Raw genomic sequence first — 16,697 nt, 5'->3', positions numbered from 1 at the left:
ATAGAATTCCGAGTCTATTCGGTGTGGCCAGGTAGGGAGTCACTGTATCTCTTACAGGGCAAGACTTTCACTTGCATCCAAGAGTCAGTTAGGATTTAACTTTTCCGGTTAGTTCCGGTTAGTTTTCCCCGCTGGTTATGGATTAGCCAGCGAACGAATCGCACCTCAGTTTCCATTCAATTAGTTTCCCCAGCGAGTGGGGAGATCAAACGAATGGGGATGGAAACAGGACAAAGGGTGGTTGTTTCCATTCAATTAGTTTCCCCAGCGAGTGGGGAGATAGCTTGGTTGCCTGTGCTGTGTGCTGGCGCTTAGTCTATGAGTTTCCATTCAATTAGTTTCCCCAGCGAGTGGGGAGGTACCCCGATTATAACCCTTACTGGCTGGGAAGTCCAGAGGCAGTTTGCGAGGCTCAGGAAAATTGTTGCTACATTGACCCTCAAAGAGAGAGAAGTCAAAAGCTGAAAGCCTTGCCCAGTAAGGCTGCGAGGCTCGCGACGAGTTTTGGTGGTTTCAGCGATTTTGGTTGAGCCTCGCAACGGAGTTGTCAGAAGATGATTTTCCCAATGCTGGACCCACCCTAATCCCAAAGGGCGACTAATTTCCTGGCCGCTTGTTGATGTTGTTCTGCCAACTCTGGGGGAGACAACACGATCGCATTGTTCATGTAGCGATAAACCCACAGCATAAACTCCTGGAACGAGCGTCGAGGTAATGGCACCAGGTAATCGAGATATTCAATTTTGCCGGTGTCATTTTTGGGGCCTAGTTTAATTTTTTGCCGGGGATGGCGGCAGTCCCCTTCGCGGATAAATTCGGTGACGGGGTTGAAAAAGCGGACTTTGACTGTTTCTAGCTTCAAAGTTTTTGCTAATTCTGCCTGTTGTTCTTCTGGCTCCCCTAGATATAGTCCCCAGCCGTTCTCCAAAAGTTGATGGGCATTTTTCAGGCTTTGAGATTGGACTTCCAGGGTGCGTTGGGGAGTTAGGACCTTGCAATAGTCTCCGAAGCGGTCGAATCGCCCGATCGCCAGGTGACCGGACTCACAATATTCATAAATCAAGTACCAAGCAATATCATGATACACCAGTTGCAGAGGCCAGATTTGCAACAAACCGACCAATTTGCGACCATAAGGGTCCGACTTGCGAGACAGTTCGATCGCCTGTGCCGAAGCGATCGCCTGTTCCACCGTGACTTGTTGATGAAACAAAGTATTCTGACTTTTCCCCCGCTTCACGATCTCCAGAGGGTCAGTTTCCATAATCGCTCGATTCAGATGTTGGCGGACTGGATAGGAAAATTGCCCCGTCGTCTCCAATTCTAGCCCGCGCAACCGACGAGATAAAAGTTCAAACAGTTGACGAGCCTGGGGATTACCTTGATATTTGCCTTGAGATTCCAAGGCGCAAAGCATCACCTGCAACTGTTCTGTGTTCATCACCCCAGTTCCCAGGTAATATCCCCAGCGATAAATCCGGCGATCGAGGATGCCGTAGTCTCGCAACCGTTCTAAGTCTTTACGAAGGGTAGCAGTTGCTGGATAGCCTGGAGGCAGTTCGATTCCCAAACTCGCCGCTAAATCGCACACTTTTTCCTGAACGCTTTGCAGCGCATCCCGAAATTGACTTTTTTGTTCATCTTCCCGGATATGTCCGACTCCAGGATATTGGACTAAAGTGGCAATCAACAACATCAACCGTTCAAAGCTGCTGCGATCTGAATAAGGATGGGGAGTCGGTTTCTTAGCCATGAGGTTTAACAAGTTTTTTGGAAAATGTCAAGGTAATGGCAATATTGACATAAATGTTTAACAAAGACGAAATGTGTTGATGTGTAAAGGTTTGTGTTGTTTTGCAATAAATTTTATAAATCTGTTTAGATTTCAGACAAGAGCAAGAAAAGACTGATAAATTCGAGAGAGAGATTAATTGGACTCTGGGTGATTCGGGTTGGGGCGTGAGTGGCGATCGCGCTGAATTCGGATAGCTCAGGATTTCAGGCAATCCTCGCATATTGGAGCAAAAGCTTCCCTAGAAAAAGGAGAAAGAGCTTTTTTAGGGCATTTTCACGGTGAGCCTGGGAAAAAAACGCCAGCCCAATCATAAAAATGACCAGAAAATTGCGTAATTTTTGGCGAATATGCCGATAACTCAAAAGAAGCTCACTAAAACCTCCCCTATGTCAAGCATTGCAGCCGGAGTTCTCTGACTGTAGCGATTAGTCGGGTTTGAACTGGCTGTCTGTGTCCATCTATCTCATCAAAGTCAAAAAACTATGACAAATGCACCCTATTGGCAGGCCAAAATCTGGGCCTTGCTCCATGACCCAGCGCTTAAGGCATTGCACACGAATGCTGGACGCGGTGGCGAGGGAGCCTGGGAATCCCTAGCTTGTATGGAAGGCTGGGTTTCCCCGAAAGCCAAGTCTCATAAAGAGTCTGTCTATAGCAGCCAATGGCTGAAAGAAATTGGATTATGCGATTTGATTGCCTCGGCCAGCGATCGGGCGGCTTTGGGTCAACTCCCCAGTAATACAGCCGTCAGTTATGACGCAGAAGGTCTGGAAATCCGGCATTTGCTTTCAGGAGCCACACAAACCCTAAAACTCAATGTATGGCACGATTTCTTGATGAATCAGGGGGAAACTGGAAGCCAGCGGTTAGCAGAGATTGAAGCGAATATCATCCCCGAGAACATTCGGAATTCTCAGGATATTCGGCAAGTTTACTGGTGGTTATGGCGTTGCTATCCTGTGGCCCTCTCCCGCGCCCTGGTCCAGGGGGCGAATCTCTCGGAAGAATTTAGTTTACCTTTGCTTCCGGCAGATACTCGCATTCCCGATGCGTCGGTGTGGAGTCATCACACCATGACTTCCGCTTTGGCCGGTGCGTTAGCGGGCTATTATCCCAATGAGAGTGATTATCCCCACCAAGGAGTCGGGGAAGAAAAAGATGATCGTCAATCCCGCCCCTATCTGAGCATTTTTAGCTTTACGCCAGTCCAAGAACTGATCAAAGCGAGTCGCAAGATGCGCGATTTTTGGGCCGGGTCTTGGTTACTCCATTATTTATCTGCCAAGGTCGCTTGGGCAGTTGCCTGGAAATATGGTCCAGATACGCTCCTGTATCCCTGCCTCTATGCCCAGCCCTTGATTGATTTTTGGCTGTTGTCAAAATATCCTGATTTTAGGGATTGGATTGAATCACCTACCGAACGGCAATTACTGACTGCTGGATTTCCCAATGTTTTGGTGATGATTCTACCGAATAATGGCGCTGGAGCGACGGAGAATGAGCCGATAAAAAATCCAGTTTATGCGGCGATGCAACAGGCGGGACAAACTCTCCAGGAGGAATGGCAGAGTTTGGGGAATCAGGTGTTGGCGGATTTGCAAGGCGCTCAAAAATGGATGCCGAACCTCAACCCCCATACTTGGTCCAACTGGTTAAAGGCGCAATGGCAAACCTATTGGACCGCCTTACCCCTAGGCGATCGCTCATCAGAACTGCACCATTCCCCGCGTAACCCGGACAACTATCAGCTTTGGCAGACTGCCCAAAATCAGTTTGCTCGTCCGGCATCGGATTTACTGGTGGAGGCCGAAGCGCAATTTGTGGCGGAAGTCCATCGGATGAATGTGACCGAACATGAGGGCGATCGCCACCAATCTTCGCAATCCGATACAGCCACACAACCGAACTTGAATGTGGGTTCTTGGTGGGCCAGCATTTTCGACCAAACCCGGTTTGCCTTAACATCGGTCAAAAATTCCCGGACTTGGGCAATTCCTTCTGCCTTTGGCCCCCGTTCAACAGTTTCAGGCATCGGTCCGGTGGTTCATAACGGTCCCGATTGGGTCACGGAAGGGGAAACCGCTAAAGATTGGCAACGGCAGGCGGGATTATTTGATGGCATCGAAGAACTCAATGCCACCGAAGTCCTCAAACGCGGGTTACACCGGATTCTACCCGAGCTTTTGAACCAGCCTCAGAAGCGGTTGGAGTTATATTATCCGGACTTGACCTCTGGAGTCGTGGGATGGTTGCGGCAACATCCCGAGGCGCTGTCCTATTATCAGGAGGCTTGTGAAAGTTTAAGTCATCAGTTCCCTTGGATTCAGGACAATACTAAGGGTGAACCACAATCTTGGGGAATTCCCTGGGTGGCGGACCAGTATCCCGAATGGCCTCATCCCCGGGTCCTGAATGCGGGATGGTGCATTGAAGAGTTTGAACCCCAAGCGCAAACAGCCGGGGCAGTCTTAACCCAGACTCAGCAAAAACAGCAGAAACAAGAGGAACTCCGGAAACTGCGTGAGGCAATCAGTCAATGGTTTCCCTCCGGCGCTAATCCCACGGATTGGTATGTCCTCGCTGCTGGGGATGGGGATGGGATGAGCAACTGGCTCAAAGGCGAACCGTTGCAAACCTATAACAAGTATATTCCCGAGACTCTGCGGTTCCAAATTGCTGACTTGAAGGTGAAAGACTCTTTGGAGAAGTTCCTAGAATGCAAAAAACGCATGGGTCCGGCGAGTCATAACGCTTTGAGTCGGGCTTTGTTGGATTTTTCCAATCAGTTGGTCCCGTACCTGACCGAAGTGCGCTATGCCGGACGGCTGATTTATGGCGGTGGCGATGACGTTTTGGCCTATACCAACCTCTGGGAATGGGATAACTGGTTGTGGGATATTCGCCAATGCTTCAAGGGTGGCAGCGACCCGCAAGGGGAATTTGCCTGTGATGGAGACTATTGGCGCTTCCAAGGAGAAAAGTTACCTAAAAATCTGTCGAACCGGCCCTTATTTACGATGGGTTCGAGAGCTAGTATTAGCTTTGGCATGGTTCTAGCTCATCATTCCGTTCCTTTGGCGATCGCCTTAGAAAACCTCTGGGCAGCGGAAGAGGGAGCCAAGGAACATTGTAGTCCGCCGGAACCCAGTAACCCCCAAGGACAAAAAAAAGATGCGGTGCAGGTGCGAGTGCTGTATGGCAATGGGAATATTCTCAAGGCAACAGCTAAGTTTGGGGTCTTTAAGAAGTGGCGATCGCTCTTGAATTTCCCTAAGTTAGATTGTGCCTTATTTGAGCAGGCAGCGGAAGTTTGGAGTCAACATCCGGTCCCCTGTGCCGACGCCATTTTCCACTGGACTACAGCCTTCTGTAGCCGTCGCGAGGTTTTCAAAGGCGATGACGCCTTGAAAGTTAAATTTCAGGAAGCCTTAAGCGAGTTCCTCAAGAATTTGTATATAACGACCCAAAGCAAAGACCAAGAAACCGAGGTCAAAAACTGGCTGAAACTGGCTGCCTTCGTGCTGCGGAGTCGCCAGATTAAAGTAGGAGGTGAACATTAGATGTATTGGTACAGAATCACGCCTCTGGATGTGTTGATGTTCCGGGATGCCAAACCCTTCACCCCAGGGGAACGCGCCTGGGCAGGGAGCATTTTTCCGCCCAACGGTCATACCATCGCCGGGGCATTGCGGGGTATTACTGGGGACTCAGCTAAGTTCCAAATTAAGGGGGTTTTTCTCGCTTATGAGGATACGCTCTACTTTCCACGGCCCTTGGGATTTGTGGGATCGACTCCCTTGCTTCCTTTGGGCTGGATACCAGACTCTCCCTTGTCCCAAGGATACTGGAATCCGCTCCAGCCTCGCCCCTTAGTAAAACCTCGTACAGAGGGGAAGCGGGATGAAGAAGATGAACCGGAACCGGGGTATTTTTATCGCCAGTTTTTGCCCAGTGAGGCGATCGCAACTTATCTAAAAACGGGACAAATTGCCAAACCCGATTGGCTAACTCAAGACCAAAAAGCGGTCAAACCTTGGACGGTAGAAACTCGCTCCCACAATACCTTGGAAGAAGGGACCCGCCAGGTCAAAGATGCTGATGGCTATTTTGTCGAAAATGCAGTCCGAATGGCACCGGGTTGGAGTTTAGCGATCGCCCTTAATCAGGTGCTAGAAAAGACGGTGATTCAACTCGGGGGAGAAGGACATCGGGCAATTTTAGAGCCTTGTCAACCGTTGGAGGAGAAGTGGCAGGCAGTTGCCTCTGTGAGCGATCGCAACTTCAAAAAATCGGGCAAGGCGATCGCCTATCTCGTCACCCCAGGTGTATTTGAGCGCAAACAGAACCAAAGCCAAGCCACCTGCCGCGCTTGGCCCTGGGAATGGAAGTTAGCTCATACGGTTAATGGCAATCAAAAACCGGGCAGTTTAGTGAGTGTAGCAACAGACAAAGCGGTAGCGATTAGCTGCCGGGTTCGAGAGACAGAGAGTAAACAGGGGCAATCTAAACAAAGTATTCCCGCTCCCCAGGTTTTTGCTGCACCCCCAGGAAGTTTGTACTACCTCAATCAGCCGGAACCCTTGTTCCAGGATAGTCATACCGCACCCCATCACGTTCAACGTTGGCGGCAGTTGGGGTATTCAGAATTGTTGTGGATTTCTCACGAAGATCAATAAACGACCACAGAGGTAACACCATGAATTATTTAACCTACACTTACCTGCTCACCCCACTCCATACGGGAGCCAGTTCTCAGGCGGGAAACTTGATGGGAATTGCCCGAGAGGCACAAACAGAATTACCCTATCTTCCCTCATCTTCAATGCGGGGTAAAATTCGTTCCCTATTAGAAACGATGCACCCAGACGAAGCGGGTAAATTTTTCGGGGAACGGATCAAAGATGGCAATCAGCCGACGGAAGGGGAAGTCTGGTTTGGCGATGCCACCTTATTGTTATTTCCCGTGGCATCTTTCAGTCATCAGTTTTTGTGGATTACTTGTCCGTTGTGGTTAAGCCGGTGGAATCGGTGGTTGCAGAATGAGGGATTAGGTCTGGTGATTAAGGAGTGGCGAGAACTTCTGAACAAAAACACCGACAATCAAGGAGGTAAAGATGCGATCGTCTCAGTCTCCGGCCCACAAATTTACTTGCAAGGTGCTTTACTCAACGAGTCAAATCTGGCAAAAATTGAGACCGAATCTGCCCTTTGGAAAGCCCTAGAAAGTATTCCTGATGGAAATGGAGTTCTTGAACTTAAAGAAAAGTTGGTCATTCTTTCCAATGATGATTGTGCGGCCTTAGTTGAAATTGGTTTGCAACGGGAGGTCCGTGTTGCCCTCAAAACCGATGAAAAAACCGTCGATGGCGGTTCTTTCCGGTCTGAAGAAGCAATTCCTTCGGAAACGGTGCTGTTTTTCCCTTGGGGAACAAAACCCAATAAACAGGAAGAACTCACTCAGAATGTACGCGATTCTTTGGAATATATTCTCAACGACCGGATCCAGTTTGGAGGGTTAGAAGGACTGGGGCGCGGCTGGACTGAAAATAAAACTGACGCCGTATAATCTCACCTAGCCCGTTAACTCACCCCTACCAGCCTTGAATGGTAGGTGCACTTCGGTACACCTACCCCTCTCATCAATCTTGACTACTTTTCAGAATCAAAAGGAGAACTCACCATGTTAAAACTTGACACGCGAGATTTTAGCCGGTCTGCCTATGGCGGATTACAAAATGTGGTCAGAAATATCAATCCTGCCTATCACAAAAAAGCTAGTTCGATTGTTCAAGGATTGCCTGCTTATATTTCAACTTGGGGATTACATCGTTTAGCAGGGGATGCCAAAAAATATAGCGAAGCGCGCTCTGATGAAACACGATATAAAGGGCAGGTTTATAAAGAGTTCCTGACAACGTTACAGGGCTTAACGAAAGTTCCTTTCGCCCCGAATGAACCCGCCACTCTGATTAATATGCCCCTCTCTACCTATAGTGGGTTAAATCGATTAGGGGTGGAATTGGCGCGGGAGTGGTCATTTTGGTCCGTGACTATTTTAGGAGAAGCAGAGGAAGTCTAGTCCGAGGGTACTGTCAGGTTGAGAAACGGGGTTTCTGGATAAAATTCTGGCTAATATTGCCATTTTTTTGAATCGAGAAATCCGGTTTCTTTTCAATGAAGTCTTTCCCTCTAAACGGTTCGGCATTTAAACAAGAAGGTCTAAGGAGCCAGATGCTCTCACGCCCCCATATTTTTGGGGATTGGCGGAGGATGCAAGACTTTTTTGAGTTTTCAAAATTTGCACTTTATTCAGAGTAAATAGATGAACCAGAGTAGAAACACAAATCAACCGAGTGAACCCCGCGACATCTGGGCCGCATTTTTGGCAGAAGAACAGAAAACTGATTCTAAGTTAGGGAAAATCTTTGTTGAGGCTGGATTTGCGGGATACGAATTTAAGTCTCAAACTTTAACCCTTTATTTCTCCGATGAAGATAAAGCTAAGACCGCAAGAAGTACCGTGGAAAAACTGAAGAAAAAGCTCAAAAATCAAAAATTATTCTGTAAAAATATTGAATTTCAAGTTGGAGATGTCCGCAATTTAAATCAATCACCTCCCCCTAAAATGGGTGCTTTCAAAAAAGGAGGTAATCCGTTGCAAGCTCTAATTTTTGCTGAATTTGGCAGGGATAGAAATAATGAGGAACTGGTACAACCTGTGTTCGTGGAAGCGGTAAAACAGGAAGGAGGCTGTCAAAAAATTTATGAGAAACTGAAAAAGCGTACTGAACAACTTATTGGCACCGAGGGAGCTTTGATTTCAGCTTCGTTTAACTGGCGCGTCCGAGTCGGGGGAACGCGGGGGTTTCGCGAGTCTCTCTTACCCGTATTTCATCCCATTTTTGGCGTTCCTTATATTCCCAGTTCTAGCTTAAAAGGGGCTGCCCGAGCTTGGGCGAGAAAACATGGCAGTGGCGATCGCATTCTACACCTGCTGGGGATGTTGGAGGGGAAACAGGCGATCGCAGCCAAGGTTGAATTTTTGGATGCCTTCCCCACTAAACCTTGCCTCAGCGTTGATGTAGCTACTCCCCAATGGCATTGGAACAATAACCAAGTGACTTACAAGCCAGAACCTCACGCCCTTTTAAGTCTAGAAAGACCTGAATTTTTGATGGGGTTACGTCCCACCGCCCGGGGAACCTCCCAGGAAGTACAAGAAGTAAAAACTTGGCTAGAAAATGCCCTAAAAACAGGGATTGGCTCCCGGGTTAGTAGTGGTTATGGTCGGGCATTGGGACAGCTTCCGCAGTTCCCCCATAGCCAATCCTACTCGTTTGAACTCTGGACTCAGGGGATGTATGGTAGCAATCCTCCCTCTCCAGGAAATCACTACCAAGGAACTCCTGAATTTCGGCCTACCGCAGTTCGGGGGATTTTACGCTACTGGTTTCGGGCAATGGCTTTATCCCTCTATAATCCCCAGGATTGTAAAACACTGGAACAGAAAATTTTTGGGGATTTGAGTATTCAAGGCCAAGTATCCATCAGTGTTTTATTCAATCCCAATTTGAAGCAAAATCCGGATTTATATTCCGGAAGTATTTGTCTGGAAGCAACCGAGCCAAAATATTTAAAACTTTTGGAACAGTTACTGATTTTAGCCTCTCATTTAGGCGGAGTGGGTCGCGGTTCTCGTCGTCCGCTACATTACTTAAATAAAATGCTCCGAGGCTGTTATTGGGAAGTGAATGGGCAGGGATTTCCTTTAGAAGCGAATCCTCAGAAATGGCAGCAATTTTTTGAGGGGTTAAAGGCGGCATTCAATGCGGTAGAATCTCCCCTAACTTCTCATATATCGGGTCCGGGAACCCCCAGCAGTCGCCAGCAAGATGTATTAGACCGCAATGTTCAAGTCTGGCTACTCAAGACTCCTAAGCAGATACATCCGGACCGGGTGAAAAATTGGCCTACAGAAGGGGTGACGAGCCCAGTGCGCGGTGATGCTCTGGATTTGTTGTATAGTAGCACGGACTATAAAGGGCAGAATCAGGATCGACTTGGAAATCCTCAAGTCGGCGGCAAGTTAGGAACGCCTTCTTTTGTCTGGATTAAATCGATTTTTCCGCGTGAGGGTTCAGCCTATCAAGTTGTGACTATCTTTGGGGCAAATCAGAGCGATCGCCAGAAATTTGCTCGGGCTTTACAGAAAGAAGGTGCGGTTTTGGTGTTCGGAAGTCTAAATATAGCCCAATCCTCCGGCCCTAACCGCCGCCGTTAACTACTTTTCAACTGAGGGGTGCATTAATTGCGCCTCTGAGTTTTATAGGATTTTCAAAGTTTAGGGATCGCCCGCACTCATTCAATTTTTCAACCTCAAAAATCATGGTCAATTCTTCTGCATTTCAAATCGATCGCATTGATACGCTGATTATCACCGTTGGAACTCGTCAAGTCGGTTGGCGGAGCAATGATGGGGTGGTCCGCTGTTTTGGGGCGGATGGCGATCGCTCTCATCCTCCTCATATTAATCAGTTGTATCAGGAATTGGGCATTGAACGGGGTGCTTATGAACCGGACAAACCCAATATGCTGTGGAGTGTTCGGGATTTGGGGTCTCGATACTATGAACATTGCCAAGAGTGGTTGGGGGGTGATTTTAGTTCCGTTGAACTGTTACTGGACCATAAAATTATTGCCGATAGTGTGGCTAAAGGGCTCAATCACATCATCCTTTGGGCTACGAATCAGCCGGAGACGGTGCCTTGGAATTACCGGCGGGCGGATACCTGTTGGTTGGCACAGTTGATGAAAGGCAAGATTGAAACAACTTGGCCCGGAGTCAGGGTGGATGTTTTAGATTTGGGGGTAAATGCCAACGATCGCCACAAAATTCGGGAAGAGTTTGAGAATTTTATCTGGCCTTTTGCCTTAGACAAGCGGTCCCAGTCTTCCTCGAATGACTTTGTATTACTGATTGAAAATAAAGGGTCCGTTCCGGCGATCGCAGAAAGTCTAGAAATCTGTGCGGCAGCTTTGGTGCGCGAGTTTCAGGTGATCAATGCTTCGCCGATTGAACCGCCCAATCCTTATTCAAATTGTGAGAAGGAGATGTTTTCGGCAAGTCTTTCTCAAAGCTATGAGATGGTACCATTGAGCGAATATTTTTGGCCTTTGGAGCGATCGCGAGTGGTTTCTGCCTGGGAACGGGGAGATTTTCAGGAGGCTCAAGTTTGGCTATCAGCCCATCAAAGCCGCCATAAGCCGTTATATCAACTTGCCGGATACTTAGCACTTTCCACCAATTGGGAAATTGTCCGGTTTGCTCAGAACAAACAAATTGAGAATGGGTGGCTGCGATCGCGCCTGGTGGAACAACTCGCCGGGACCGAACAGGTACAGCAATGGCGCGATCGGCTGGTGGAGTTGCGAACCAATCCAGTTTTGCAAACCTGGGAAACGGTGTTTTTAATTGAATTGCAGTTAAAGCGCCAAAACTATACCACCACCTTTATGCAATTTTCTCAAACTGTCGAGCGATTGCTTTATCTTCGTAGTCAACAAGAAAATTGGCTAGGGAAAAATATTATCAGCCCACCGCCTGGTTTTAATTCTTACGGTAAACCCTATGAACCTGGATTTAAAGCGTTAATTAGTGGTTGGAGTCAAGTGGAAAAGATTCGCCCGTTGGATAAATGGGGCAAGCTGCTGAAGGGGATTCGAGAGAAGCGCAATGATGTGATTCATAAAGCGGACCCCATGACGTTACCGGAGATGCGATCGCTCTGGGCAGACAATGGATTTCCCGTCCCCATTTCTGAAAGTCCAGAACCCTTGATGGCGTTGATGGTTGAGGTACTCCGGAAAGTCGGTTCTCCTCCCTGGCAAATTCCCCCCCAACCTCTATTGCAATCCTTGTATGCATGGGGACTAGAAATCCTGCGTTCTGAAGTGCCTTCCACCTAGCTTGTTATGAAACATCCCTCTTTTATTGGACCTCGTGCGCCTCCGCCACTGGGGCGAGCGGCTTGGCTTTATTTCATTTACTCCAAGTCCTATGTCACGCCTCCCCACAACACCGGGGAAGGAACCAGAATTTGGCATTTTTTTCATCAATCAGGAGTAACAATCATGTATTTATCTATGCGTGGAATTCTGATTCGTCATATTGCCGTTGCTTGTATCAATGGCATCATTACCTTGGTCATCTTGTTAATTGCTCCTTTGGGATTAGTCGCGGTAATTACTAATACGATAATGGTTGTGCTGGCAACATTAGTCACTTCCGCATTTATCGATGGGGTTGTGCGTTTTTTGCAGCCTGCTGAAGCAGAACTATTGCGAAATGCTCAAGCTCAAAAAGCAGCTTCGGTGATTCCTAACCGCAATTATGACGAACTAGACCGGCACTCCTAGTATTTTGTCGGTATCTGTAGGGGCATCCAAGCAAATCGCCTCTACAGATAAGATTCGATGGTCAAAATATTTCTGCAAAGACTCTTAATCTGCCTTCCTATTGTACCTGGAGCCAGACACTGGTTAGGAATGATTGTAGAGCAGGATATGACTCACTTTCAATGATTTTTGCCGACTCTTTATGCAGACTTTGTATGTTTCTCAGCAAGGTTGCTATGTTTGTTTAGACGGTGAACTTTTACTCGTGAAGCGCCGCGATACCATCCTGAACGAGATTCAATTGCCCCTGCTAGAAATGATTCTGGTGTTTGGGAAATCTCAAATTACCACCCAAGCGATTAGAAGTTGCCTCTGGCGGAATATTCCCATTGGCTATCTATCGCGGATGGGATACTGTTATGGTCGGATTCTGCCCATTGAACGCGGGTATCGGCAACTGTCTCGGTATCAACAAGACTTGAGCTTGGTAGACCGCTTACTTGTGGCGCGGCGCATTGTCCAGGCCAAACTAAAAAACTCTCGGGTGATTTTGATGCGCCAACAACGGCGACAAAATTCTGACGTGGTTGCTTTTGCCATTCAGAGTTTGGATTATTTGATGACCAAAGCTGGAAAAGCCGAACGAGTTGACCAATTAATGGGGTATGAAGGAACCGGCGCGGCCCAATATTTCTCGGCTTTCGGAGACTGCCTAAACTCTCGCGATTTTGTGTTTGCCGGTCGGTCCCGGCGTCCTCCAGGGAATGCGGTCAATGCCATGTTGTCCTTCGGCTACCAAGTGCTTTGGAATCATTTGTTGACGCTGATTGAACTGCAAGGACTTGACCCCTATTCGGGTTGTTTGCATGAGGGCAGCTATCGTCATGCGGCTCTAGCTTCGGACTTGATTGAAGAGTTTCGCGCACCCTTGGTTGATTCGCTGGTTTTATATCTGGTGAATCGGAATATCATGGATGCGCGGGATGATTTCGTTTACAAAAATGGCGGCTGCTATCTGAATGAATCTGGACGACCCAAATTTTTGAAAGCGTTTCTGCAACGCATGGAAGAAACAATTACCGATGATTTTGGGGAAGCTCAACCAAAATGGGACTTGCTTCATCAACAAGTCAAGGAATACAAACAGTTTGTCTATGAACCTGTCAACGGATATTCCCCCTATCAGATTCGCTAAACTTTTGCATAAAATTAAAAACTTTGGTTCCCTTTTATCATAGAATGGGAATAGAGCTAGTCGGGAAACGAGGGGTCTTATATTTTCAATAGAAAATTCTGGATTTAAGCCAAATCGCTGATGCTGTTTTATGTAGTGGTTTACGATATTCCCGACAACAAACGGCGCAAGAAAGTCCATGATTTGCTGGAAGGCTACGGAAAATGGGTGCAGTATTCCACGTTTGAGTGCGTTCTGACTCGTTCTAAATTTGATGAACTCAAGAAACGACTGGGCGATCGGCTCAAACTAGAGGAAGACAGCATCCGGTTTTACCCCCTTTCCCGGCATACCTCCGCCCGAGTTGAAACTTGGGGGGTGGGGCCAGCAATTACGGAATATCCCAGTTCCGTGATTGTTTGATGTCCCGAGTGGATTTATTGGCCCAGTCCTTCAGTAAGTTGGTCCCTTCCGTTTTAGTCATTTTTGCGAGGCTCAACCAAAATCGCTGAAACGTCGAAAACTCGTCGGGAGCCTCGCAGCCTTACTGGGTAAGGGCTTCAGGTTTTAAATGGAGGTGCTTTTATGACCGCTGTAGCAACAATTTTATTGAGCCTCGCAAACCGCCTCTGGACTTCCCACCCAGTAAGGGTTACAATCGGGGTACCTCCCTACTCGCTAGGGAAATTAGTTGATTGGAAACAGAATGTTTACTGTCAATGCAAAGTTGAGATGTTCATACAGCCCTCCCTACTCGCTAGGGAAATTAGTTGATTGGAAACAGCCACTCAACGCTACGAGGTTACTCTGGCTATGAATACCCACTCCCTACTCGCTAGGGAAATTAGTTGATTGGAAACCAGCTTCTTGAGCTTTAACAAGTAAAGCCTCCTTGTAAGCTAACACTCCCTACTCGCTAGGGAAATTAGTTGATTGGAAACAACAACGAATTATCCAGACGCATCTGGGTAATCTTGGACTCCCTACTCGCTAGGGAAATTAGTTGATTGGAAACTGTTCTCATGAGCATGGGAATCTTCAAATGGGATTCCTCAGTAGATGGGGAGTCTCCCTACTCGCTAGGGAAATTAGTTGATTGGAAACTTGAACCTGTACGGCAGCGAGTTCATCCGACAAAGACTCCCTACTCGCTAGGGAAATTAGTTGATTGGAAACAAGATTTGTAATCCGAGCGCCACGTTTGGATTGAGTCTCTCTAAGCTCCCTACTCGCTAGGGAAATTAGTTGATTGGAAACACCATCGATATCTTTCAACACTTTTATGATTGGGATAACAACTCCCCTCCCTACTCGCTAGGGAAATTAGTTGATTGGAAACAGGACCACACCCAGGTATCTCCTTTAGCATCAATGCTCCCTACTCGCTAGGGAAATTAGTTGATTGGAAACGCATTGTTATGTCAAATGGAGGTTCCGTGTTACCTCTACCCATTCCTCCCTACTCGCTAGGGAAATTAGTTGATTGGAAACAGGTTCATATATTTAACACCCCGGTCGAAGCGAAAGGTTCTCCCTACTCGCTAGGGAAATTAGTTGATTGGAAACCTTTACGGATGAACGTTTGAAGTTCATGCAGAAAAGTTTCTCCCTACTCGCTAGGGAAATTAGTTGATTGGAAACTCATAGGCATCATCGACATCATTATCCCAATGCCAGTCGCCCGCTCCCTACTCGCTAGGGAAATTAGTTGATTGGAAACATCTATTCTACAGAGAAAACACCGTAGAAGCCCTGAGAGAAGCTCTACTCCCTACTCGCTAGGGAAATTAGTTGATTGGAAACTTATTAGCAATGGTTCCATCGCCAGTGCCATGCCCTATCAGGATCCTCCCTACTCGCTAGGGAAATTAGTTGATTGGAAACTCAGTAACGTCATCTGGGGTACTTTCAGTCGTTTCGGTAACCTGGTACCTCCCTACTCGCTAGGGAAATTAGTTGATTGGAAACGAAAATAAGACTCTCTTCCCAAACAGTTCCTCGCTCAATATCATCTCCCTACTCGCTAGGGAAATTAGTTGATTGGAAACGGGTAGAAACTTGTCAGCTACCTGTTGGGCTTCTTCTCTTGTTTCAACTCCCTACTCGCTAGGGAAATTAGTTGATTGGAAACATATTGATTGGGATATTAATGGGAAGAGTACTAATGCTCCCTACTCGCTAGGGAAATTAGTTGATTGGAAACCTCCCATGTATTTAGTTCAGGAAAGGATTGTTTTACTTTCCCGCTCCCTACTCGCTAGGGAAATTAGTTGATTGGAAACATTATCTCCGTTGTACTGGAATAGTTGGGGAAGTGGCCTCCCTACTCGCTAGGGAAATTAGTTGATTGGAAACGTAACTCTTGAAGAGCTGCTTGACGTTCAGGTGTATTACACATCTCCCTACTCGCTAGGGAAATTAGTTGATTGGAAACTACAGAAAGTAACCTTACCTTCCATTGCTTTATTGAGTAATGCTCCCTACTCGCTAGGGAAATTAGTTGATTGGAAACCCTCGACAGTGCGGGTGGCTTTGCGAAGTCTTTCTTCTTGGCTCCCTACTCGCTAGGGAAATTAGTTGATTGGAAACGTTACAAAGTATTTGCGTTCTTCAAGACACGCACGTGTCTTGAACTCGCTCCCTACTCGCTAGGGAAATTAGTTGATTGGAAACTCATCTCGGACCGTTCCACCGACAAAGCCCTGAAAGCTGACTATGACTCCCTACTCGCTAGGGAAATTAGTTGATTGGAAACAACCTGAAATATTCCATCGCAGGGCCAACACCGGACTCTCCCTACTCGCTAGGGAAATTAGTTGATTGGAAACGCTTCCCTGATGGCTTCATCCCACTCCTTTGCCGCCTTCACCCACTTATTGCTCCCTACTCGCTAGGGAAATTAGTTGATTGGAAACTCTACCCGTACTTCAGTACGATGAAACCAGAAGAAGCCCCCACTCCCTACTCGCTAGGGAAATTAGTTGATTGGAAACGACTTGGTTTAAGCCCACAAACTCAAAGGATACTTTGCCCTCCCTACTCGCTAGGGAAATTAGTTGATTGGAAACTCTACCAGAAGTTGTGCTCGGCTGAAGCCCATTTCCTCGAATCTCCCTACTCGCTAGGGAAATTAGTTGATTGGAAACGTCCAATCATTTCTCCGCCTTTGAACAAATATAAACCTGTTCCGTCTCCCTACTCGCTAGGGAAATTAGTTGATTGGAAACGAGGACCAATGATTGGGCTGAACGAACGTGCAGCACTTACATCTCCCTACTCGCTAGGGAAATTAGTTGATTGGAAACCTTCAGGACTATAGACCTTCTTGATGAA

10 protein-coding genes and 1 CRISPR repeat array (1 of these 11 running past the window's edge) are annotated in these 16,697 nt (G+C 47.3%); of the genes, 9 read left to right on the top strand and 1 reads right to left on the bottom strand.

The window, feature by feature from the left end; translation table 11 throughout:
* Positions 1 to 580: 580 nt before the first annotated feature.
* Positions 581 to 1,753: a YafY family protein gene (locus tag NG833_RS11855; RefSeq protein ID WP_254565495.1), complete on the bottom strand. Its 1,173-nt coding sequence runs from the start codon at positions 1,751 to 1,753 to the stop codon at positions 581 to 583.
* 524 nt (positions 1,754 to 2,277) lie between these two features.
* On the opposite strand from NG833_RS11855, the gene NG833_RS11850 reads away from it, so the two are divergent.
* The 9 genes from NG833_RS11850 (at position 2,278) to cas2 (ending at position 13,787) form a co-directional block, all read left to right on the top strand.
* Positions 2,278 to 5,355 (top strand): type III-B CRISPR-associated protein Cas10/Cmr2, encoded by a 3,078-nt coding sequence (locus NG833_RS11850; protein ID WP_254565494.1) that lies wholly within the window; start codon positions 2,278 to 2,280, stop codon positions 5,353 to 5,355.
* The gene (locus NG833_RS11845; protein WP_254565493.1) at positions 5,356 to 6,471 is read left to right on the top strand and encodes a type III-B CRISPR module-associated Cmr3 family protein; all 1,116 of its coding nucleotides are present in this window, start codon (positions 5,356 to 5,358) and stop codon (positions 6,469 to 6,471) included.
* Between the two features lie 20 nt (positions 6,472 to 6,491).
* Positions 6,492 to 7,361, top strand: coding sequence for a type III-B CRISPR module RAMP protein Cmr4 (cmr4, locus tag NG833_RS11840; RefSeq protein ID WP_254565492.1), 870 nt, complete (start codon positions 6,492 to 6,494; stop codon positions 7,359 to 7,361).
* A gap of 114 nt (positions 7,362 to 7,475) precedes the next feature.
* On the top strand, positions 7,476 to 7,874 hold the full coding sequence (locus NG833_RS11835) for a hypothetical protein (protein WP_254565491.1): 399 nt from the start codon (positions 7,476 to 7,478) through the stop codon (positions 7,872 to 7,874).
* A 243-nt stretch (positions 7,875 to 8,117) separates the two neighbouring features.
* Positions 8,118 to 10,076: an RAMP superfamily CRISPR-associated protein gene (locus tag NG833_RS11830; RefSeq protein ID WP_254565490.1), complete on the top strand. Its 1,959-nt coding sequence runs from the start codon at positions 8,118 to 8,120 to the stop codon at positions 10,074 to 10,076.
* A 104-nt stretch (positions 10,077 to 10,180) separates the two neighbouring features.
* The gene (locus NG833_RS11825; RefSeq protein WP_254565489.1) at positions 10,181 to 11,761 is read left to right on the top strand and encodes a hypothetical protein; all 1,581 of its coding nucleotides are present in this window, start codon (positions 10,181 to 10,183) and stop codon (positions 11,759 to 11,761) included.
* A gap of 165 nt (positions 11,762 to 11,926) precedes the next feature.
* Positions 11,927 to 12,211 (top strand): CRISPR-associated protein Csx18, encoded by a 285-nt coding sequence (csx18, locus tag NG833_RS11820; protein WP_254565488.1) that lies wholly within the window; start codon positions 11,927 to 11,929, stop codon positions 12,209 to 12,211.
* Positions 12,212 to 12,392: 181 nt separating this feature from the next.
* Complete coding sequence (gene cas1, locus NG833_RS11815) at positions 12,393 to 13,385, top strand: CRISPR-associated endonuclease Cas1 (protein WP_254565487.1); 993 nt, start codon at positions 12,393 to 12,395, stop codon at positions 13,383 to 13,385.
* Between the two features lie 120 nt (positions 13,386 to 13,505).
* A complete protein-coding gene (cas2, locus tag NG833_RS11810; protein ID WP_254565486.1) occupies positions 13,506 to 13,787 on the top strand; it encodes a CRISPR-associated endonuclease Cas2 in 282 nt (93 codons plus the stop codon).
* 244 nt (positions 13,788 to 14,031) lie between these two features.
* Positions 14,032 to 16,697: direct repeats of the CRISPR family, unit length 36 nt; unit sequence CTCCCTACTCGCTAGGGAAATTAGTTGATTGGAAAC; it runs 1,689 nt beyond the window's last position.

The organism is Oscillatoria sp. HE19RPO, from assembly GCF_024220515.1.
Classification (GTDB): Bacteria; Cyanobacteriota; Cyanobacteriia; order Cyanobacteriales; family Laspinemataceae; genus Laspinema.
Note: the sequence above shows the minus strand (reverse complement) of the source record. Positions and strands in the feature narration are given on the sequence as shown.